Below are 20,495 nucleotides of genomic sequence, written 5' to 3' on the forward strand. Positions count from 1 at the left end.
TCCTCATCCCTTCATCTTATCCATTTTGTATGATTATAAATTTTTACCTGATCTGCCCTTGAACCTTAGTAATCTTTGTCAACGATCGTCTTAACCACAGTATACCCCCTCACCCTATATTTAGTCAACAACATTTTACTATACCCCTGTATCCTATATTGTTATCAATAGAAAAAGCAGCATACTCTGCTGCTTGATTGTATATGCATGTTTATTTCATCAACTTATTCACCGTAGTCATGAGCTCGTTTATAACTTCCGTATCGCCTTCCTTGATGCGTTCGACGACACAGCTTTTCATATGATGCTCCAATAATAGCTTGCCTACTCCATTCAAGGCTGACTGAACGGAGGCGATTTGATTCAGAACATCGTCACAATACGTATCCTTTTCTATCAAGCCTTTAATTCCGCGGATCTGTCCCTCAATTCGATTCAATCGGTTGGTCAGGCTGCTTTTCACTTTATCGGAATGATGGCTTTTCCGTCCTGTTTCTTCATGCGAGCAGCATTCCTGCTCCTGATCCATGGATGTATCCAGCAGATCGATTTCCACGCTCATTTGACTCGCCTCCCTTATCCTTTCGTACAATTATACTATACTCCCACACCCTATACAATCCTCCATGCATCTGAAACCATTTTTCTTAAACCTGCTCACTTCCAAGGAATCCCGCAGCTTGAATCGGGCCTTTTGTAATTACTTCAGACATGATCGCTGTCATCTGTTCAGCCGAATAATGAAAATCATGCTCCACCCACCATACAATCGTGCCAATATACAGAGACGACAGGCAATTTTCCAGAAAATCGTTGGGGACTCTATTCGAATCCGGTGTCTGTGCTGAAATCCGGTTTAACACTTGATGAAAAATATGATGAATGATCTGTTTCATTTTATCGTGAAAGCGCGGTACTTCATGTTTGCCGAGCATGGCCTTTGAAAATACGGAATGCTCCAGCACATGCTCAAACACCGTACGGATAATAGCCTGCGACTTGGACAATTGATCGGTTTCATTGGCTATAACAGCGGTAAGCTTGATTGTAAGCTCATCCAGCACTTCGTCCGTGACGATTTCGAGAAGATCCTTTTTATCTGTGTAGTGAAGGTAAAAGGTATTACGGTTTGTCATGGAACGCTGGGCAATATCCTGAATGGTTATGGCTTCGTAGCCTTTTTCCACTATGAGCTCAAGGAATGCGCGGCGGATCAGCTCTCTCGTTTTGACAACACGCAGATCGATTTTCTTAGGCATAAGCGGCTCCCCTACTGCAACAATTTTGTGAAGTTATAGACATTAATTAGCATAGTGATGTATAAACATCAAATCGATCATAACTCCATATTGTATCCCTATGGGATGTATCTATAATTTAATTATAATCACGTTGTTGATTAATTAACAAACCGTTTGTGTAATAATTCCTGCTCAATGATCAAATAGTAATCTGGTGATAGCTGCCGGAAAAGAAGCCTAGGAGGTCGTAAACATGAATAAAGTAGCCAATCCACTTATTCCCCAACCCAAAACATACGGTCCGCTTGGCAACCTGCCTTTAGTTGACAAGGAAAAACCTGTACAATCCATGATTAAGCTGGCTGAGGAGTTCGGGCCTATTTTCAAAATGGATATGCCGGGTCGGCCGATTATCATGATTTCAAGTGAAACACTAGTCGCTGATGCTTGTGATGAATCACGTTTTGATAAAAATGTACACACCGCGTTGATGAACGTCAGGGCCTTTACGGGCGATGGATTATTTACTGCGCGTACAGATGAGACCAACTGGCAAAAGGCGCACCATATGCTGCTGCCAAGCTTTTCGCAGCGGGCAATGCAGGGATACCATCATATGATGGTTGATATTGCGATGCAGATGGTCCAGAAATGGGCTCGCCTGAACCCCGACGAAAGCGTAGAAGTCCCCGAGGATATGACACGGCTGACACTGGATACGATTGGTCTGTGCGGCTTCAACTATCGGTTTAACAGCTTTTACAGGGAAGAACCGCACCCGTTTATAACGAGCATGGTCCGCGCGCTGCACGAAGCTATGAACCAGCTCCAGCGGCTCGGGTTGCAGGATAAGCTGATGGTGCTGACGAAACGGCAGTTCAAGCATGACATACAGTCGATGTATACGCTGGTCGACAAGCTGATCGCTGAACGTAGAGAACAAGGAAGCCAAGGTGTGGATGATCTGCTGGCACACATGCTGGAAGGAGTCGACCCTGAAACTGGCGAAGGTCTTGATGACGAGAACATCCGCTTCCAGATTATAACTTTCCTCATTGCCGGACATGAGACAACAAGTGGACTGTTATCGTTCGCGATCTATTATTTGCTTAAAAATCCGGATAAACTGCAAAAAGCTTACGAGGAAGTAGACCGTGTGTTAACAGGACCTGTGCCTACGTACGGGCAGGTTCGTGAACTGAAATACGTCCGCATGGTGCTGAGCGAAGCGCTGCGACTATGGCCGACGGCACCCGCCTTCTCGCTATATGCCAAAGAAGATACACTGCTGGCCGACACCTACCCGTTGGCGAAGGGCGAAGCCGTGACTGTGCTCATTCCGCAGCTTCATCGCGATAAGCAAGCCTGGGGTGAAGACGTTGAGGCATTCCGGCCCGAGCGCTTCGAGGACCCGAGTAAAATACCGCATGATGCCTACAAGCCATTCGGCAACGGTCAACGTGCCTGCATCGGACAACAGTTTGCGCTGCAGGAGGCGACACTTGTGCTCGGGATGGTGCTGCAGCATTTCGAGCTGATTGATCATACCAATTATCAGCTGGATGTGAAGGAAACATTGACTCTGAAGCCCGATGGACTAACGATCCGCGTTCGTCCGAGAGCGAATGCGGCTACAGGTACCGTGGTGCTCACTTCTCCTGCTGCTGCACCGAATACAGCGACTCAGTCCAGGGAATCTGAGAAAAATGAGGCTGCTGCAGGTGTTCCAACTCATAACACACCCCTGCTCATCCTGTACGGCTCGAATTTGGGTACAGCCGAAGGCATAGCCAGAGAACTCGCTGATGCAGCCAAGCTGCAGGGCTTTCGCTGCGATGTTGCCACACTGAACGACAGGGTCGGGAAGCTTCCCAAGGAAGGCGCTGTATTTATCGTAACGGCTTCCTACAATGGAAAGCCGCCAAGCAGTGCCCGCGAATTTGTCCACTGGCTTGAAGGTGTTGAGGCTGGTGAGCTGAGCGGTGTGAAATATGCTGTGTTCGGCTGTGGCGATCGCAACTGGGCGAGCACCTACCAGCATATCCCGCGTCTGATTGACGAGCAGCTTGCTGCCAAAGGCGCTATCCGTCTTGCTGAGCGCGGCGAAGGTGACGCTAATGGAGATTTCGAGAAGCAGCTCGACGATTGGCGGGCCCAGCTGTGGCCTGATGTGATGGATAAGCTCGGGCTGAAGCTGAACATCAAGGCTGACAGTGAGCGCAGCACGCTGACCGTCCAGTTCGTCAGCGGCTTCGTCGGGACCCCGCTAGCCGAATCCTATGAAGCGGTGCATACTAAAGTATCGGATAACCGCGAGCTTCAGGGTGCAGACAGCGGACGAAGCACGCGACATCTGGAAATTGCGCTGCCGGAGGGCGTCGCCTATCAGGAGGGCGACCATCTGGGGGTGCTGCCGTGCAACCGTCCAGAGCTCGTTGAGCGGGCACTGCGCCGCTATCGGTTGGACAGCAACGACCATCTGATCCTCAAAGCGACCGGACGCAGCGCTGCGCATCTGCCGCTTGACCGTCCCGTCAGTCTGCACGACCTGCTGTCACATAATGTGGAGCTGCAGGAAGCAGCGACACGCGCCCAGCTGCGCGAGCTGGCAGCATACACCGTCTGTCCGCCGCATAAGAAGGAGCTGGAGGCGCTGCTTACTGAAGAGGCGTACCGGGAACAGGTACTGAACAAACGGATCACGATGCTTGATCTGTTAGATAAATATGAAGCCTGTGAGCTGCCCTTTGAACGATTTATCGAGCTGCTGCCGCCGCTGAAGCCTCGCTATTACTCAATCTCAAGCTCGCCGCGGATTCAACCGAAGCAAGCCAGCATTACGGTTGGTGTTGTGCGCGCACCTGCCTGGAGCGGTCAAGGCGAATATCGTGGAGTCGCCTCGAATTATTTGGCGGGGCTCCACGTAGACGACGATGTGGTCATGTTCGTGCGAACCCCGGAATCCGGCTTCCAGCTGCCTGAGGATACAGAAACACCAATTATTATGGTTGGCCCTGGAACAGGTGTCGCTCCGTTCCGCGGCTTCCTTCAGGCACGAAGCGCTTTACAGCGTGAAGGAAAAAAACTGGGCGCAGCGCATTTATTTTTTGGCTGTCGGGGCGATGAAGACTATCTGTATCGTGAAGAGCTTGAGCAATTTCAAAAGGAAGGCATCGTCACGCTGCATTGTGCATTTTCACGGAAAGTGGATACGCAGAAAACGTACGTCCAGCATTTGATGAGTCAAAGCTCCAAGCTGCTGATCGACATCTTTGACAATGGAGGCATACTCTACGTTTGCGGTGACGGCAGCAAGATGGCGCCGGATGTGGAAGCCACACTGATACAGGCTTACGGCGAAGTTCATAACGTCGATGAACAGCAGTCCAAGCAGTGGTTAGACCGCTTGCAGAACGAAGGACGTTATGCCAAGGACGTATGGTCTGGTATATAAGCGATGAAATCGATGTATCTCAACATATTAGTGTAATTAATTATTAATATCATTAAATAAAAGGACGTAAAAAAGGGCTGAATCCACAATATTGTTTTGTGAATTTCAGCCCTTTTCCTCGCTCTTTTTTCTATATATTTATTTATCGCTTCCCAGTCAATTTATTCCTCTGCTGTTCCGAATCTTTTGGCAGATCTGGCACGAGCACGCTCGATCTCGACCTCACGATTGCGTGATTCGGCATTGGTTACCAGATTATCCAACAGATTACGGGCAACTACGGCCACCTCTGAAATGGCACGATTGAACGCTTCCTCATTCGCCTTCGAAGGCTCGGTGAAGCCGGATATCTTTCTAACAAACTGGAGCGCCGCTGCATGAATCTCCTCTTCAGTAGCTGGCGGGTCGAAGTTAAATAATGTTTTGATATTTCGGCACATGGCTATCTCCTTTGCTAACCGTTATTACGTTAATTTTACTATACCTTCTCCCCTTCATGCCAGCCAATCATTTTCAAAATCTATTTAATCCGAACAAAATGACTAATACATATCCCAGTACCGAGAGCAATACCGATCCTATAAGACCCGCGGCAAACGATTTCATACCCAAACGGCGAAACGTGCTGATGTCCACATTAAGCCCAAGCCCGGCCATGGCCATAGCAATGAGTACATAAGCCACTACAATGAATTGATTCGTAACAGCTGTTGGCATAATACCAAGTGTATTCACACCGCTCATCATCAGAAAGCCTACTATGAACCAGGGGATCGGAATCGACTTCCAGCTCGTTTTGTTTACATCAACATTTTTTTTGCTTTCCTCACGATTGGCCCAAATACCAATTACAATTGCAATAGGCACCAGAAGAGCAACACGTGACAATTTGACGATAACAGCCAAATCCACAGCCTGCTGACCACCCGGTGCTGCTGCCGCGATCACATGCGCGACCTCGTGCAGGGTTGCACCTGTAAATATTCCATAGCCGCTTGCAGTCAGACCCAGCAGTGGATAAAGGATCGTGTATACGAGAGTAAAAATAGTTCCCAATATAGCGACCGTGGCTGCGCCAATCGCCGTTTCATCATCATTAGCCTTGACTTGCGGCGCAATGGCGACAACGGCGGCTGCTCCACATATAGCAGTACCACATGCCGTTAAGATACCTAAACGCTGTTCTACTTTAAACAATCTGGCAATGCCGTATACGGCCAAAATCGCAAACATGATATTGATGACAGCAATAGCGATAACCTTAGGACCTGCATGCACGATATCGATCAGATTCAATTTCATCCCCAGTAAAATAATACCGAATCGCAGCAGCTTTTTACTTGAAAATGTAATGCCTGCTATGGCTTGCTGAGGCACACGAACCGCTGCTCTCCATCCGATTCCCAGCAAGATGGCTATGACAAGCTGCCCCATAATACTGAGAAACGGCAGCACGGCCAAATATTTGGCTGAAACAGCAAGCAACAGCGTCAAACCAACACCGGGGATAACCCCCCACATTTTATTCTGCTTATTTGGCAAGGCATAGGTTTGTACCATTATCCTCACTCCTATTCTTATATTGAAAGCCATACAGTTGTCTGTAGCTCCACTATAAGGCTGTTTCAATCATAAGTTAAATACCAATATATTATTGTAATCATGAGAAAAACTAATGATGGAGTTGTTGTATTTCCTGAGCACAGGTACAATGTTGTTGTGAGGTGGAATGGAAATGATCGTTGAAACTCTTCGAGTTTTTGTTACTGTAACGGAACAAAGAAACTTTTCAAGAGCTGCAGAACTGCTCAATTTGTCGCAGCCCGGTGTGTCTCTACACATTCGCAATCTGGAAAATGAATATGGCGCCAAGCTGATGCATCGTTCACCAAAGCTTGTCAAACTAACCGAGGCTGGGGAAATTTTGTATAAACGAGCGAAGCAAATTCTTGCTCTGGCGGAAGAAGCGAAGCAGGAAATTCAATTACTGAATGAAAAAGTGACAGGCTCCCTGCAAATTGGCGCCAGCTTCACAATCGGGGAATATATTTTGCCGCGGGTGCTTGCCGAGTTTGCCGTACAATTTCCAGAGGTCGAAATGTCGGTTACGATTGCCAATACAGAGGAGATCACCCAGGCGTTGAAGGCTAACCAGCTAGATTTAGGTATTGTTGAAGGTAATGTGGTATCCAGTGGGCTGCTCATAACCCCCTATATGAAAGACGAAATGATTTTGATCGCGGCTGCTGAGCATCCTTTGGCGTCCAAAAAAAACGTGAAGCCGGAGCTGCTGCAGGATCTCACCTGGGTGCTTAGAGAAAACGGATCCGGAACGCGGTCCTTCAGCGAACAGTTTATTCAAGCTGCGGGATTGGCAATGAAACGATCCTATGTATTTAACAGCAGCCAAGGGGTCAAAGAAGCGGTCTCTGCCGGTCTGGGTATTGCCATACTCTCACGCTGGATTGTAAAGAAGGAACTGGAGTCGGGCGAATTGTGCCAAATTCCGGTTGCCCCCAAGCTATTGGAACGGAATTTTTGGATCATTCGTAACCATGATCATTCATCATCCATGGCTGTGAATATGTTCTTGCAGAAGCTGCTTCTCAGTAAGAGCTAATCCATTTCCGAAATAATAACAAACATTTTTTCTTTCGAACTAAAAATATGTTTGATTTCTGTATGGTTTATGATACTATTTTCGCAGGAGCTGCAATAGGTTTAGGGTACAAGCGTCATATTACAAGATGATCTGGAGTGAGTAGAGAATGGATATTCGATTAGTAAGAAACGATGAACTGCAGCAAGCCGTCCAATTGGCAGACGATGTATTTCGTAAACCAGGACAAAGCTCGATGGGCACAAGCTTTCCGTTTCTGTTTGCACCGGGATTAAGTCATTCCTATGGAGCTTTTGTTGACGGACGACTCGTTTCCTTCATGGGACTTGTCCCGTTTGTGATTCATGTTGGCGATGCGAGGCTTAACGTATTTTCGATGGGGGCTGTGTGCACGCATCCTGATTATCGCGGACAAGGCATTGCGGGCCAAATGCTGGATCGCTGCAAGCAGCATGCTGAAGAAGCCGGCGCCTCCCTACTGTTCATTTCAGGCGACCGTTCGCTCTATACACGCGTACACTGCTACCCATTTGGTCTTACAGAGCACTTCACACTGGATGCGGAAGGAGCCGTTCGGCTTAAAGCCGCAGCGTCAGCTTTACAAGCTGGAGACAGCCCACTTCAGCTGCGACCGTTCCAGGCTGCGGATGCGTTCGCTCTGCATGCGGCAGCTACCACACGTAAAGTCGCGTATGAGCAGAGTGTTACCGATCTCGGCAGGATGATCGATGCGGAAGCCTACGCCAGCTGTATAAAATTGGAGCATCAAACCTTAGTTGCCGCTCATGGAACCGGCAGCGTCGATTCATTTGCTGTGATTGCTGCCCCAGGTCGTTCTGCGGATAGCAAACCTCCAACTGTCATTGAATTTGCCGGTCCGGCCGCTCATGTTGGTTCCCTGTTGGCTGAAGCGGTTGAGCGGTTGAATCTCGATCAGCTGAAAATTCCGGTAAGCTGGCACGAACAACAATTGTTAGGACTGCTGCTGGAAGCTGCTGTACCTTACGAAACGAAAGCGAATAACGGAACTGTATATGTCGTGAATCCGCAGCGGGTTCTTGAGCAAGCTTTCCCGGTTGCAGACAAGAATCACAAGCAGGTGATTGCGATTACCTCCCTGGAGGAAGGCAGCTACACGGTGAAGGCCGGAGATACAAGCATTGAAGTCAATCCAGCTGAGCTGGTTTCGCTGCTGTTCGATCCATTATCGCCTCACAAGCCACTTTTGCCAGACTGGTCTACCATACCGCTTCCTCATACTAGCGGGCTTAATTACATTTGAACGTTGGCAAAAGGGGTTTTTCACAACTTCCTGCTATGATATCTTTACCGTTTTACATAATCTTATATGCATAGCTAAGAGTAGGCCGATACGTTCACGGCCTACTCTTTTCATTGTACCGATAGGTTCGGACCAGCATTTCGAAACGGGTATCCATGACAACGCAGCAATTGTAATCGCTCTCAAACTAATTGCCCCAAGGAATCAGATGTAGTTTGCGCTAGCTTCCGGTATTGAGTAGGTGTAATCCCTGTGTACGCTTTAAATATCGAGCAAAAATATTTGTATTCCCGATACCCGACATTTTCGGCGATCTCAAAAACCCGTTCCTCCGTACTGACCAAGCTTGCTTTGGCATGATCTATTCGGACTTCGTTCAAGTATTCGGCAAAGCCTTTGCCAAAGTTTTGCTTGAAGATGATACTAAAATAATTGGGCGTAATTTTGAGCCATGCCGCTACCTCGGAAGCCTTCAAATCCGTGGTATGCCGTGATTCGATAAATTTTTTGACCCGTTCGGTAATCCAGTGATGCTTTCCTTCAAGAGATGAATGAATAATTGAGGACAGCGTCCGAAGCTCGCGACGGAGTAAGGTTTCCATAGCACGAGTGGAGTTATGCACCTGCAGGTCGATTTCATAAGTATTAAAAAAATCGGTATGCTGAGATAAATCGATCCCATTGCTGTGCAGCTTACGCTGGAGAATAATACTCAATTCCTTAATGGCCTGTAAAATTTCCTTCAGTAGATAACCTTTGTCGCGAAACTCCTGCATCATCCCTCTGATAATGTCATCCAATTCCTCGAAGCTTCCGTAAAAAAGCACGTGTACCAGCTGCTTCTCCAGCTCGAATGGGGCAATGGGAAGAAGACATTTCCTCAATGTCTGTTCCTGTTCGTAGAACTGTACCGTGTTAACATCCGAAAGAACACTTAGCTGCAAAACAGATACAGCTTGCATATAGCTGGGATATACCTGATCCAATAAGGAGTATACAGGCGAGATGCCGTAATGCAGACGTGGGAATTCCGACATCAAGCCTTGTGCATCACTCAAAGCTGCCGCTAAATCCCTGCTATCGACCTCACGTGACCCTATACATAATGATAGCAGCAGGTTGGGATGATGAAAGAAAGATATGACCTCCTGATCAATGCCCTTTAAAGCAGTAGCAACAGCCTTCTTCCACTCGCTCCGTACGGAATGCCGAAGCTCCTCCGAAGAATGATCAACCCAGCCTGCGTAATCCTCAAGCTGACTTGCAATAAACCTGAAGGAGTGAACATCCGTAGATGTAAATGTCGGAAATTCCGTTTCCTTTTGTACGATGCCTTCCCCTTGAATGAGCTGAGTCAGCCACTTTAATCGTCGTTCATGCTCGTACTTATGACCCAGCTCCGCTTCCTTGGCGATCTCCACACTAATTCTTTTGACCATCGCCAAAAGCTCATCAATGTTTACCGGCTTAAGCAAATAATCCTCGATTCCAAGCCGAAGAGCTCTTCGAGCATACTCAAAATCATCATAGCCGCTAATAATGATAATACGGATATGCGGCATCCATTCTTTCAATTTCTTAGCCAATTCAAGTCCGTCCATCCCATCCATATGAATGTCCGTCAGCACCAAATCAACCGACTCCCGGGATACGAATTGAAGGGCCTCCCAACCATCATAAGCTTCTCCGACCACTTCAACACCAATGGTTTCCCATGGTATTGTATGTCTCAGTCCTTGGCAAATAATAGGCTCGTCATCTACAATTAGCATTCTGATCGTCATGCCTCCGCCTCCTGTTCATTCATCCATAGAGGTACTCTTACGGAAAAATCGCGATAACGACTCAATCAACTGGCTAGTTTCAGTCGCTCAGTAAAATGTTCCTGATAATCATATAGTTCGATATATCCTCGAGGGCTTTGATTTTTTCGGTTAGATTCAGCCCGATCGTGTTCAAACCGCAATTTAAACGCTTACAATTTGATCGATTTATCGTAAGCATTTCCTGTAATCTTTTAAAATACACCTTAAAAACATTATATAGGGACGCTGACTCCCGGGGTATACCAGTCGATTAATATAACATCCAAATTTTTAATACGTTTATGAATAGCTTCGTATTCCAATCTATGTCCACATAAAGAAATAACCGGTAGCAAGAACAGCCGGTTAATTCCAAGGGAATGTCCGTCCACAATCCTGTTGTAGGCTGTCCCTCCATTATTGAATTGTCAACCTTCAACATCATCCCTTATATACGCGATGTCATCCGTTGATCAAGCTGTTCAAGAACAAATGGCCATGCCTGTTCGTGTCCGTCTCTGGAAGCCTCATCCTGAAAACCCGCATGCGTAAGCCGCAATAACGTACCTGTCCCTTGGGGTGTAAACTCTACGGTCACAACCGTTTCTGCCCCTAGCGTTCCCCCTGCTCCGGTAACCCACGTCAATTCCACTAGACGATCATGCTCAAGCCTCAGGAACCGACCGTAATGCGGATGGCGCCTTGCCTCTTTTTCCGTCTCAACTTTGTGGCTGGTTTCAAAAAAGAAAACGGTATTGACCTCACCCTTCATAATTACCGATCCTGGAGCTGCAAACCATTGATCAAACTGCTCTGTCCATGCACGATACAATACATCAGCCGATGCAATCATAAGACGTTCCGTAGTCAAACGAAATGGCCTGGACGAAAGATCAGGGAAGGTAATTGAATTATTCATTTGATTTTCCCCCTATTATTTTGAATTTACGTTTATTCAGCCACACATAGTATGAATTCATTTTACAAAATCATGTATGAGCATGAGCTGGTTTCGCAGTCACAATTTCACTTTCATACCATTTATCCCACTCTTTCTGATCGTCAGGTTGAACATAAGGGAATATTCGCGGCGAGCACTGTTGAAACCCTGCTCCGCCAAGCACAAATTTTAATTCCGGGTATTGTTCTCGACATTCCTCGATCCAACTCTCCAATGTTTTAATTAGTTCAGGATCGGTAACTGAAACGGCCACCACCGATATCTGCTTCATTTCAATCAATTGATACAAATCGTTTAAGGGTGTATTAGGGCCTAAATAAATGACATCCATTCCTCTTTTACGCAAAAATAAGCTGAATAGCATCAGTCCCATGTGGTGATGCTCTCCCTCAGGACACAAAGCTATCACTTTCGGGAGGTCAGGATAAATCGGAAGAATTCTAAAAAACTGGGTAAATCTTTGCATAATCAATTGGGAAGAAAAATGCTCCTGAGCAGTAGTTACGTCCCCTCTCTCCCACTCTTCACCCAATCGATATAGTACAGGTACCAATATGTGATGGAACACTTCGTCATAGTGATATAAAGCAAATGCCAAATCTATCGTTTCGTGTGACTGGAACGTATTGAGATCAACCAAATGTTCGTACAGCTTATCCATGAGATCTTCGTAAGGTTTACGGACTTGCGTCACTGCAAATTTTTCAATGGGTTCTTCAATAGGTTGTTCCTCCATGTGCCTTTGCTTCAGCAACCACACCGCTTCGCTGACCTTCACGTTGTTTTCTTCCATTTGAATTTTTATCCATTTAAGTGTGTTAACATCGGTATCGCTATATAAACGATGTCCTCCGGCACCACGAATAGGCATTACAATCTGGTATCTGGTTTCCCAAGCTCGAATGGTCACTGCAGGAATACCGAGCATTTCAGATGCTTTTTTGATGCTATACATTTCTTAGCCACCTCAATTTAATTATACATAAATTATACAAAATGAACAGTGCGAGAGTATTTATGGGTTACATTCATAAATTTTCTACATATATCTTGCACATTATGTATAGATTATGTATAGTTCATAACATAAATCTATATACTCTATACATATTCTATACAAATAAACCACATCCAAAAGGGAGCAGCTCATGATTAATGCAAGATATGATAGATATACAAGTAACCAAGTACTTGATGAAAAAGCTGTCCTTTCAGCCATTGAACAGTCCTTGGCCATGATCCAATTTGATATTGACGGTAAAGTATTGTGGGCAAATGATAACTTTGCGAAGGCGATGGACTATCAAGCAGCCGAAATGCCTGGGTTGATGCACCGTCAGTTTTGCACGCCTGAATTTGTCAACAGCCCGGAATATCAAAAACTGTGGAATGATCTGAAAAACGGACGCCCCTTTCAGGAAAAAATATTACGGGTTACAAAGAAACAACGATTATTATGGCTTGAAGCAACTTATAGCCCTGTATATGATACTGAAGGTCAAGTGATAGCCGTAATTAAAGTGGCGACGGACATCACTGGACGTGAAAACACGACTTTCCAAGTAACACATGATTTACAACAAATGGCCCATGACCTGTTGAAGCGCGCAGAGGAAGGTATTTCTAGCAGCCATCAAATTGCATCTGCCATTGAGCTGGTCGTTAAGGAGGCTCATGACAATATGCAAGTGCTCCAGCTATTGGAGAGCAAAGCCGGCTCTGTTCGCGGGATCATAAGGACCATTCGTGATATCGCTTCGCAAACAAATCTGCTAGCCTTGAACGCGGCTATCGAAGCCGCACACGCTGGAGAACATGGGCGCGGCTTTAATGTGGTGGCAAACGAGGTGCGCAAATTAGCTAAACAAGCAGAGGAAGCAACTGAGGAAGTGAATACCAATCTGGAAGGTATTGCCGTTCAGGTTGCAGAAATCGCCAAAGGTACGAAACGTTCCCACACCTTAATTACAGACAGTCAACGCCTTACGCAGCAGGCCGTTGATGAATTTACCGGTATCGGCCAAGCTGCACGACAACTGGATAAACAGGCACACACCTTAAGTGATCAGCTGTAGTCATTTCCATTCCAGTCAAGACGCCACAGCTGCGAGATTGAATGAATAGCTGATGCCACATAGTCGGCTTCTAATCCATGCTCAAGGACGATATTAAGCTGCGACGGGTATAAGGACTCGGCTTGTGCATCGAGCTTGATCTTAATATGTCCTGACGGACTTACTTGTGCGAGCATAATATGCTGCCAGGGGACAGTAACCAAATGATTGTTATCCAAATCTGCGGCCTGTACTCCTTGAAGTGTAATTGGCGAGATGTGGTTATAGTAGGCTATCGCTCTTGGTGTGGATGAAGGTAAAGTATGTTCGTTGTTACCCTTTGCAGCTTTCTTGGGTCGACGACGCAGTTCCCAGACAATGATACATAAGGACGGAACTAAAAAAGCGAATACAGCTAGCCATGAGCTTGAGGTCCAGAGGTAAGCGCCTAAACCAAGTGCTGCTGACAGTAAGGCAAGCAACCACGTATACAGGTTTTCGAGCCGCTTGGATATAGGCTTCTTAACCGGAGCTATGGGTGCTTTAGATGTATCCACTTTAATATCCGGTTCCGTAGACTGTTCGAGACTATCGGCTCTTACTCTATAAAGGTGATGCTCACCACCCAATAGATATGAATTCGTGATGTGATCAAGGTAATCAAACGATGATTCATCAGGCTGCCACCACCCCCCAAGGAATTCCTCGATATTAGCCAGGTAAGGGATCGGATCGCCAAAAAAGCTAAAGTACTGGGAAAGCCCCAGATGAACGACTGGCGACGGATGTACTTGAACATGACTGTATAACGTGTCCAGCCATTCCGACATATAGGGACTAAGCGCAGGGTACCGAGCAAGAGTAACTGGCAAACTCTGACGCATTTGCATGGATGCTTCTACCCATGGGATATGCAAATCCAGTGCCTCCGAGAATGTGGACCATTCAGGCAACTCCTCCAGCTCCTCGTCTTCCAAGTGAGGTTGAACCAAACTCCAGCTGGCTAAGAGCTGCTCACGATAACGCCCATATTGCTCTTGACTGACGAGACAAAACCACAAGGGAGCCACAAAATTATTAGTTTCAAAAGCGACGTGTTCATATTCCACGACTACGGTGTCTATATTGGTCACACTTAAAAATGTGCGATTCCCCATATTCAAATCCCCCTCAGAAAAACAAAATATATCCCGCTGCTTTCCATCTATCATTCTTTAAAGCTCTTATTGCTTTTTAAACCATGTCGTAACGGTTTTTATGCAGAATCTCCAAAATTAAGCTATAATGAGAACTTAATTTTCCATTTTAACACAATCGAATCGAAAATAGCTCTAAGGAGGCTCTTCTATGACTCTCTTCTACTATATCGCCACAGATAAGGAGCTTCCGACAGGCTCATTTGGTAAAAAGAAAACCATAATGAAGCTTAAAGACGCTCTGAAACTGTACCCGCCCAATGAAAATTCGCTGACATCTATATTTGATCTCTCTGACCTCTATGAACAAAATACGGAGGTATACGAGACGGAGGAGGATGCCGCGGGTCTATATGTCAGTGGCCCGCTTATTCATCAGGATACCTCAAAGCATTTTCGGAATCCGTTCGTTTATCAAGTGGATCACGATGGAGGCTCGTTTCAAATTAGCGGCCGAATTAAGGAAATCTCACCTCAAGCTTTTCTCCTGGGTAAAAAATGTTTGACAGAGCTTTTCACCTATCTGGATCACAATCTAGTATCTGGTGAACACGCAGAACTCTATGCATGTTGGGCACATGGAAGGGAGCGATTCGAGGAGCCGCGTAATCGCAAGCTGGATCTTGTGTTGGACTTGAACACATTTGAGCTGGGAGAAGAATTCGAATGGCAGGATAGACAATATATCGTGGTGAACAAATAATGCAACTGCGAGGCATCCATCCACAACAATAGGGTTCAGAATGAGGTGTACCCTCTGATACGACAGTCCGTTCATAACCAGTTGGTCATAGGCATCGTCACAGCTGGTACACCCATGTCATCGTGAGGGCGTTCCTCTCTGGTTTCGGAGACATTCGATCCTCTATTCCAGCTAAACAAGATTTAATTCGACCTTGATATTCCCTCTGGTTGCTTTGGAGTAAGGACATACTTGATGTGCAGCTTCGATTAATTCCTTCGCTACAGCGGCTTCAATTCCGCGAATAGCTATGTCCAACTTCACTTCAAGCCCGAATCCACCATCGGATTCCTTACCAATAGTGACGTGGGCCGTCACCTCCGTCGCTTCCACCTTGATACGTTTGGTTCTGCAAACCAAATTCAAAGCACTTTCAAAACATGCCGCATATCCCGCTGCGAATAGCTGTTCAGGATTGGTTGCTGCTCCACCACCGCCGCCTAATTCTTTGGGCATTCTCACATCAAGATTCAGAATGTTATCACTGGATACAACCTTGCCATCTCTACCACCTGCTGCTTTTACGGTAGCTGTATATAATTTTTCCAAGCTGGCAGCTCCCTACTGTAGGTTTTTTAATTGTATATGGTTAGCCATTGATTATCGTTTCCATATCGATGTCATTTCATTCTGTACCCTCGTGGCTATGGACTTATCGAATACTATGTTCAAAAGTCCGATTGAGGAAGTTATTCATCAGCAAGGGAAGTGAAATCAGGATGGGAGGATCGTCCAGGCGGGGAACGTGAAGGGTAACCTCCTGATAGGGAACGGCAGCGTAGGGATGGACCACAATTGGCTCTCTGGATCGAGTACGCAAAGTAGTTTGAGGAAGCAAAATATCCGTCGCTTTCATTCCCCAGGAGATCGATGTTGCCATCAAATAATAGGTACCGGGTTGCACACCCGTAAAACAGAAATCCCCCACTGAAAATAGCAGCGTTCCGTGTATAGGTAGTCCCTCAGGAATAGGTTTGGCAAATAAACCTATCAGGATAACGCCCTCAAAAGGTTTCGTCGATTGAATGTTCCCTTTGATGGTTCCATATGGATTAATTGTTGAGTGCACAGTGCGCAAGTCTTTAAGATTATGCAAGGAACGGAAATGGTTGCCCGCTTCCAGCGTCGAGTTCCGAAAATCTGTAGGCGTCATGCCTACTCTCTCGGTAAACCGGGTCGTAAAGGTTCCCAGACTTTGTTGTCCAATCTCTAAGCCAATATCTCGAACACTCAAATTCGTCCGCAGCAATAAATCTTTAGCTTTTTGCAAACGAAGTGAGGATACATAATATAACGGTGATAAACCAATTCGTTCTTTAAAAATTCGTGTAAAATGATACGGACTATAGGCAAGATGAGATGCCAATTGAGATAGAGAGAGCGGTTCGTCAATATGCTGATGTATGTAGGCTATCACCTCGTCTATTTCTGAATACCGTTCCGTCATCCATCCGCACCTTCCCTCCGTCTATATCTCTTGATCAACATCGTGTTGATCGACAAGAACATTTGTTCTCGTTTTATTCTACCACATATTCATTTATATGGAAATATAATTTCAAAAAAAGAAGCCCACCATTACAGCGGGCTCCAGTTGTTTATGATTCAAGACGTGATTGTCCCACAATGTCATAAATAAATTTTTCCAATGTGGTCACATCCGTAATATTGTTGTTGCAGGTGTCACTATTCACACACAGATAGTTGCCGATTGCCCTATAATAATCAGGCGAAGCGTTGGCTGGCTTCCACTTCGAAATGGCCGAAAATAATGCAACCTCTTCATGCCGATTGCATAAAAAACAGTTGCTTTTCTTATTCATCGGGGTATATTTGCCTTCGACCCCGACGAGCTTACCGTTCAGATGGTAAACCATAAACAATTTATTCGTCGCGATGTCGGTCCATCCAAGATAAGTGACATAGCGGTTATCGATAACAGCTAAGTCTGGTACCTTCAGTTTTTTGTTTTTGGGAAACAGCTTCTTCATCTGCGTTTCCGTCACTTGCTCAAATGGCTCCAAATAAGGCTCCATGGAATGTAAATAATGCTGGAATTGTTCTGTTGTTTTTAAAGTTGAAATCTGCTCCAAGATTTGCTTCTGAAGCTCCACTGCATCCGGGAACGCTTCTATAATTTTCGTAGCTGCGCTGTATCTTACCGCTTCTACTACTTTCGGATCGGAAACGGTATTGCAGGCACGCTGCAGCAGATCTGTCTGCTTTTTGATCATGTTATATTGATGGTTTCTAATAAATGGTTTTATCATTGCTTTTCAGCTCCTTATTTTATATGAAATAAAAATAAGCTGCATAGCCCATTATTAGAAACGATATAAGCCTTCTCGGGCGACAATGTTAACAATAACTGTCCGTCACCCATGCAAAGTATCGCCCCAATATTAGGCTTTGCATGAGCTGCTACTTAAGCTGGCAAAATTATTCGCCATCTCTACCACCCTTCCTTATTACCAACTCATTATAAAATAAACCGTACCTTTGCTGCAACCCCTCGACTACAGTTGTTGTTTCCCATATTGAGTTATTCCTCCCTTACAGCTTATAATAAGTGAGAACAAAGTTTATAAGAAAAGGTGTCAATGATGAGCATATTAAACGTAGAAAAATTAAGTCATGGTTTTGGAGATCGCGCGATCTTCAAGGATGTATCCTTCCGTCTGCTTAAAGGCGAACACATTGGACTTATTGGTGCTAACGGTGAAGGCAAGTCCACCTTCATGAACATTATTACAGGAAAGCTTCAGCCGGATGAGGGCAAGGTCGAATGGTCCAAGCGGATGCGAGTAGGTTACCTTGATCAGCATGCAGTGCTCAGCAAGGGACTTACGATGCGTGATGTTCTTAAGGGAGCTTTTCAATTCCTGTTCGATATGGAACAAGAAATGAATGAAATGTACGCCCGGATGGGCGATGTATCGCCGGAGGAGCTTGAACAGCTGCTTGAGGATGTAGGTACGATTCAGGATACATTGACTAATCAAGATTTTTACATGATTGATGCCAAGATCGAAGAAACCGCACGCGGACTGGGACTTACCGATATTGGACTGGATAAGGACGTCAATGACCTGAGCGGCGGACAGCGTACGAAGGTTTTACTCGCCAAGCTGCTGCTTGAAAAGCCTGACATCCTGCTCCTGGACGAGCCGACAAACTATCTGGATGAGCAGCATATCATTTGGTTACAGCGTTACCTTCAGGAGTATGAGAATGCATTCATTTTAATTTCACATGACATTCCGTTCCTGAACAGCGTCATTAACCTGATCTATCATATGGAAAATCAAGAGTTAAACCGTTATGTGGGCGATTACGACTATTTCCAGCAGGTCCACGAAATGAAAAAACAGCAGCTTGAATCCGCACATAAGCGTCAGCAGCAGGAAATTGCTGAATTGAAGGACTTCGTCGCTCGTAACAAAGCTAGTGTCGCAACGCGAAACATGGCGATGTCCAGACAAAAGAAGCTCGATAAGATGGAAATCATCGAAATCGCCAAGGAAAAACCGAAGCCGCAATTTAACTTCAAGGACGCTAGAACGTCTGGCAAGCTGATTTTTGAAGCAACGGATCTTATCATCGGTTATGACAGTCCCTTGTCCAGACCACTCAACCTTCGTATGGAGCGCGGTCAAAAAATTGCACTGGTAGGTGCGAACGGTATCGGTAAAACGACACTGCTGCGGAGTATTCTGGGTGAGATTCAAGCTCTGTCGGGAACGGTAAGGCTGGGTGAAAATCTGAATATCGGCTACTTCGAGCAGGAGATGAAGGATGCCAACTATAATACTTGTATCGAAGAGGTATGGAAGGAATTCCCCTCCTATTCCCAATTCGAAGTGCGCGCAGCGCTGGCCAAGTGCGGCCTTACAACCAAACATATCGAGAGCAAAATTGTCGTGCTCAGCGGTGGTGAAAAGGCGAAGGTTCGCCTCTGCAAGCTGATCAATCGCGAAACCAATCTGCTCGTGCTCGATGAGCCGACGAACCATTTGGATGTTGATGCCAAGGATGAGCTGAAGCGTGCTCTGAAGACCTACAAAGGCAGCATACTGCTGATTTCTCACGAACCGGAATTTTATCGTGATGTCGTCACGGAAACATGGAATTGTGAATCGTGGACAACCAAGGTGTTTTAATCTGTTCCCATCTTAGGGGAGCTTTCGTTCAAATCGTTGTGTGCTGTCGAGCAGCTTGGCTTAGCCATCAGTCTTGATAACAATACGTTTAATATTTCCAAATAAAACTGCCTACGGGCAGTTTTTCTGTTGTTATGGATATTACAAGATAGAGTCTTTGCATGCAGCTCAATCTTTTCGAAGGCAGGCTGCATGTAGGTAAAATTTCATGAGGCATGAGCTTTAGTCGCCACCGCAGCATAGCCATATTTATGAAAAAACCAAATGGCTGCTGTAAGCCAGGTGCCGCTGGCCATGTATCCACCCAGTACATCGCTGGGATAATGCACACCTAAATAAATGCGGCTTATACCGATCATTAGAATCATCAGCAAGCTGAATAGGATCAACATACTGCGATTAAATGCACCCGAAATATGTCTCCATAAAAGAAAAGCAACGACACCATACAGTGTAAACGCCGCCATCGAATGTCCACTTGGGAAGCTGTAACCAACTGCATCAATAATACGATGAATCGTCGGCCGCGCCCGATGAAAAATGATTTTCAAAACCTCATTTAACAAGGTTGAGCCAATAATGACACCGATGAAAAAGTATAGCTCCCTTCGATGCCCCAACACAAAATACAAAATAACAGCAACAAGTGGAACCAAAATGGCTATGACCAATCCTGAACCAATCGTAGTGAAACCCTTCATGATAAGTGTGAAACCTGGTGTTTCCAGTGCTTGAACCCATTGGATAATAGTTTGGTCAAAAGCATCCAATCGACGATCATGGATCAATAAAGCAATCAGACCAAAGCATACTGCAAAACAAATACTTAAAATAAAAGCACGCGCAAGCTGCTGCTTCATATTCATTTCTACCAAGGTGTACCCCTCCTGCTAATCTTAAGCAAGACATGATGTGAAAACAAGTAAGGCTGCATTCAAGGAGACAGCCCCTTCAAACTAATGAATGAAGAGGCTTCCCCT

At 45.7% G+C, this 20,495-nt stretch carries 18 protein-coding genes; 6 read left to right on the top strand and 12 right to left on the bottom strand.

The window, feature by feature from the left end; genetic code table 11:
- Positions 1-211 precede the first annotated feature (211 nt).
- Together NST47_RS21830 and NST47_RS21835 are read right to left on the bottom strand one after the other, a co-directional pair.
- The gene (locus NST47_RS21830; protein WP_144026373.1) at positions 212-529 is read right to left on the bottom strand and encodes a metal-sensitive transcriptional regulator; all 318 of its coding nucleotides are present in this window, start codon (positions 527-529) and stop codon (positions 212-214) included.
- Positions 530-647: 118 nt separating this feature from the next.
- Positions 648-1,259, bottom strand: a complete 612-nt coding sequence (locus NST47_RS21835) for a TetR/AcrR family transcriptional regulator (protein WP_341157020.1) — start codon at positions 1,257-1,259, stop codon at positions 648-650.
- Between the two features lie 235 nt (positions 1,260-1,494).
- On the opposite strand from NST47_RS21835, the gene NST47_RS21840 reads away from it, so the two are divergent.
- On the top strand, positions 1,495-4,695 hold the full coding sequence (locus NST47_RS21840; RefSeq protein WP_341157021.1) for a bifunctional cytochrome P450/NADPH--P450 reductase: 3,201 nt from the start codon (positions 1,495-1,497) through the stop codon (positions 4,693-4,695).
- Between the two features lie 161 nt (positions 4,696-4,856).
- On the opposite strand, the gene NST47_RS21845 is transcribed toward NST47_RS21840, so the two are convergent.
- Together NST47_RS21845 and NST47_RS21850 are read right to left on the bottom strand one after the other, a co-directional pair.
- Positions 4,857-5,135, bottom strand: a complete 279-nt coding sequence (locus NST47_RS21845) for a DUF2277 domain-containing protein (RefSeq protein WP_341157022.1) — start codon at positions 5,133-5,135, stop codon at positions 4,857-4,859.
- A 73-nt stretch (positions 5,136-5,208) separates the two neighbouring features.
- A complete protein-coding gene (locus NST47_RS21850) occupies positions 5,209-6,255 on the bottom strand; it encodes a YeiH family protein (RefSeq protein ID WP_445667393.1) in 1,047 nt (348 codons plus the stop codon).
- Between the two features lie 175 nt (positions 6,256-6,430).
- On the opposite strand from NST47_RS21850, the gene NST47_RS21855 reads away from it, so the two are divergent.
- Together NST47_RS21855 and NST47_RS21860 are read left to right on the top strand one after the other, a co-directional pair.
- Positions 6,431-7,315, top strand: a complete 885-nt coding sequence (locus NST47_RS21855; protein ID WP_341157023.1) for a LysR family transcriptional regulator — start codon at positions 6,431-6,433, stop codon at positions 7,313-7,315.
- Positions 7,316-7,463: 148 nt separating this feature from the next.
- Positions 7,464-8,597: a GNAT family N-acetyltransferase gene (locus NST47_RS21860; RefSeq protein ID WP_341157024.1), complete on the top strand. Its 1,134-nt coding sequence runs from the start codon at positions 7,464-7,466 to the stop codon at positions 8,595-8,597.
- Between the two features lie 182 nt (positions 8,598-8,779).
- Here the strand turns inward: NST47_RS21860 and NST47_RS21865 are convergent, their stop codons facing one another.
- The 3 genes from NST47_RS21865 to NST47_RS21875 all read right to left on the bottom strand — a co-directional run bounded on the left by NST47_RS21865 (position 8,780) and on the right by NST47_RS21875 (position 12,318).
- Entirely contained in the window at positions 8,780-10,381 is a 1,602-nt protein-coding gene (locus NST47_RS21865) for a response regulator (protein WP_341157025.1), read from the bottom strand.
- Between the two features lie 469 nt (positions 10,382-10,850).
- On the bottom strand, positions 10,851-11,321 hold the full coding sequence (locus tag NST47_RS21870; protein WP_341157026.1) for an SRPBCC family protein: 471 nt from the start codon (positions 11,319-11,321) through the stop codon (positions 10,851-10,853).
- Positions 11,322-11,391: 70 nt separating this feature from the next.
- Positions 11,392-12,318, bottom strand: coding sequence for a MerR family transcriptional regulator (locus tag NST47_RS21875; protein ID WP_341157027.1), 927 nt, complete (start codon positions 12,316-12,318; stop codon positions 11,392-11,394).
- Positions 12,319-12,511: 193 nt separating this feature from the next.
- On the opposite strand from NST47_RS21875, the gene NST47_RS21880 reads away from it, so the two are divergent.
- Positions 12,512-13,438, top strand: a complete 927-nt coding sequence (locus NST47_RS21880; protein WP_341157028.1) for a methyl-accepting chemotaxis protein — start codon at positions 12,512-12,514, stop codon at positions 13,436-13,438.
- Here the strand turns inward: NST47_RS21880 and NST47_RS21885 are convergent.
- Entirely contained in the window at positions 13,429-14,574 is a 1,146-nt protein-coding gene (locus NST47_RS21885) for a hypothetical protein (RefSeq protein ID WP_341157029.1), read from the bottom strand. The two genes, NST47_RS21880 and NST47_RS21885, sit on opposite strands and share 10 nt — an antisense overlap.
- 190 nt (positions 14,575-14,764) lie before the next feature.
- On the opposite strand from NST47_RS21885, the gene NST47_RS21890 reads away from it, so the two are divergent.
- Positions 14,765-15,316 carry a hypothetical protein gene (locus NST47_RS21890; RefSeq protein WP_341157030.1) on the top strand — a complete coding sequence of 184 codons (552 nt, stop codon included), beginning with the start codon at positions 14,765-14,767 and terminating at the stop codon, positions 15,314-15,316.
- A 171-nt stretch (positions 15,317-15,487) separates the two neighbouring features.
- Here the strand turns inward: NST47_RS21890 and NST47_RS21895 are convergent, their stop codons facing one another.
- The 3 genes from NST47_RS21895 to NST47_RS21905 form a co-directional block, all read right to left on the bottom strand.
- The gene (locus NST47_RS21895) at positions 15,488-15,904 is read right to left on the bottom strand and encodes an organic hydroperoxide resistance protein (protein ID WP_341157031.1); all 417 of its coding nucleotides are present in this window, start codon (positions 15,902-15,904) and stop codon (positions 15,488-15,490) included.
- Positions 15,905-16,007: 103 nt separating this feature from the next.
- Positions 16,008-16,802 (bottom strand): AraC family transcriptional regulator, encoded by a 795-nt coding sequence (locus tag NST47_RS21900; RefSeq protein ID WP_341157032.1) that lies wholly within the window; start codon positions 16,800-16,802, stop codon positions 16,008-16,010.
- Positions 16,803-16,953: 151 nt separating this feature from the next.
- Complete coding sequence (locus NST47_RS21905) at positions 16,954-17,625, bottom strand: FusB/FusC family EF-G-binding protein (protein WP_341157033.1); 672 nt, start codon at positions 17,623-17,625, stop codon at positions 16,954-16,956.
- A 333-nt stretch (positions 17,626-17,958) separates the two neighbouring features.
- Between NST47_RS21905 and NST47_RS21910 the strand changes: the two genes are divergently transcribed.
- Entirely contained in the window at positions 17,959-19,515 is a 1,557-nt protein-coding gene (locus tag NST47_RS21910; RefSeq protein WP_341157034.1) for an ABC-F family ATP-binding cassette domain-containing protein, read from the top strand.
- A 206-nt stretch (positions 19,516-19,721) separates the two neighbouring features.
- On the opposite strand, the gene NST47_RS21915 is transcribed toward NST47_RS21910, so the two are convergent.
- Complete coding sequence (locus NST47_RS21915) at positions 19,722-20,381, bottom strand: phosphatase PAP2 family protein (protein ID WP_341159727.1); 660 nt, start codon at positions 20,379-20,381, stop codon at positions 19,722-19,724.
- Positions 20,382-20,495 lie beyond the last annotated feature (114 nt).

It is taken from the genome of Paenibacillus sp. FSL H8-0034 (assembly GCF_038000305.1).
Taxonomy (GTDB): Bacteria; Bacillota; Bacilli; order Paenibacillales; family NBRC-103111; genus Paenibacillus_S.

Excerpts from the sequence above, each read along its gene's own strand:
- NST47_RS21830 (WP_144026373.1), bottom strand. The coding sequence starts at position 529 with ATGGATCAGGAGCAGGAATGCTGCTCGCATGAAGAAACAGGACGGAAA.
- NST47_RS21835 (WP_341157020.1), bottom strand. The coding sequence starts at position 1,259 with ATGCCTAAGAAAATCGATCTGCGTGTTGTCAAAACGAGAGAGCTGATC.
- NST47_RS21840 (WP_341157021.1), top strand. The coding sequence starts at position 1,495 with ATGAATAAAGTAGCCAATCCACTTATTCCCCAACCCAAAACATACGGT.
- NST47_RS21845 (WP_341157022.1), bottom strand. The coding sequence starts at position 5,135 with ATGTGCCGAAATATCAAAACATTATTTAACTTCGACCCGCCAGCTACT.
- NST47_RS21850 (WP_445667393.1), bottom strand. The coding sequence starts at position 6,255 with ATGGTACAAACCTATGCCTTGCCAAATAAGCAGAATAAAATGTGGGGG.
- NST47_RS21855 (WP_341157023.1), top strand. The coding sequence starts at position 6,431 with ATGATCGTTGAAACTCTTCGAGTTTTTGTTACTGTAACGGAACAAAGA.
- NST47_RS21860 (WP_341157024.1), top strand. The coding sequence starts at position 7,464 with ATGGATATTCGATTAGTAAGAAACGATGAACTGCAGCAAGCCGTCCAA.
- NST47_RS21865 (WP_341157025.1), bottom strand. The coding sequence starts at position 10,381 with ATGACGATCAGAATGCTAATTGTAGATGACGAGCCTATTATTTGCCAA.
- NST47_RS21870 (WP_341157026.1), bottom strand. The coding sequence starts at position 11,321 with ATGAATAATTCAATTACCTTCCCTGATCTTTCGTCCAGGCCATTTCGT.
- NST47_RS21875 (WP_341157027.1), bottom strand. The coding sequence starts at position 12,318 with ATGTATAGCATCAAAAAAGCATCTGAAATGCTCGGTATTCCTGCAGTG.
- NST47_RS21880 (WP_341157028.1), top strand. The coding sequence starts at position 12,512 with ATGATTAATGCAAGATATGATAGATATACAAGTAACCAAGTACTTGAT.
- NST47_RS21885 (WP_341157029.1), bottom strand. The coding sequence starts at position 14,574 with ATGGGGAATCGCACATTTTTAAGTGTGACCAATATAGACACCGTAGTC.
- NST47_RS21890 (WP_341157030.1), top strand. The coding sequence starts at position 14,765 with ATGACTCTCTTCTACTATATCGCCACAGATAAGGAGCTTCCGACAGGC.
- NST47_RS21900 (WP_341157032.1), bottom strand. The coding sequence starts at position 16,802 with ATGACGGAACGGTATTCAGAAATAGACGAGGTGATAGCCTACATACAT.
- NST47_RS21905 (WP_341157033.1), bottom strand. The coding sequence starts at position 17,625 with ATGATAAAACCATTTATTAGAAACCATCAATATAACATGATCAAAAAG.
- NST47_RS21910 (WP_341157034.1), top strand. The coding sequence starts at position 17,959 with ATGAGCATATTAAACGTAGAAAAATTAAGTCATGGTTTTGGAGATCGC.
- NST47_RS21915 (WP_341159727.1), bottom strand. The coding sequence starts at position 20,381 with ATGAATATGAAGCAGCAGCTTGCGCGTGCTTTTATTTTAAGTATTTGT.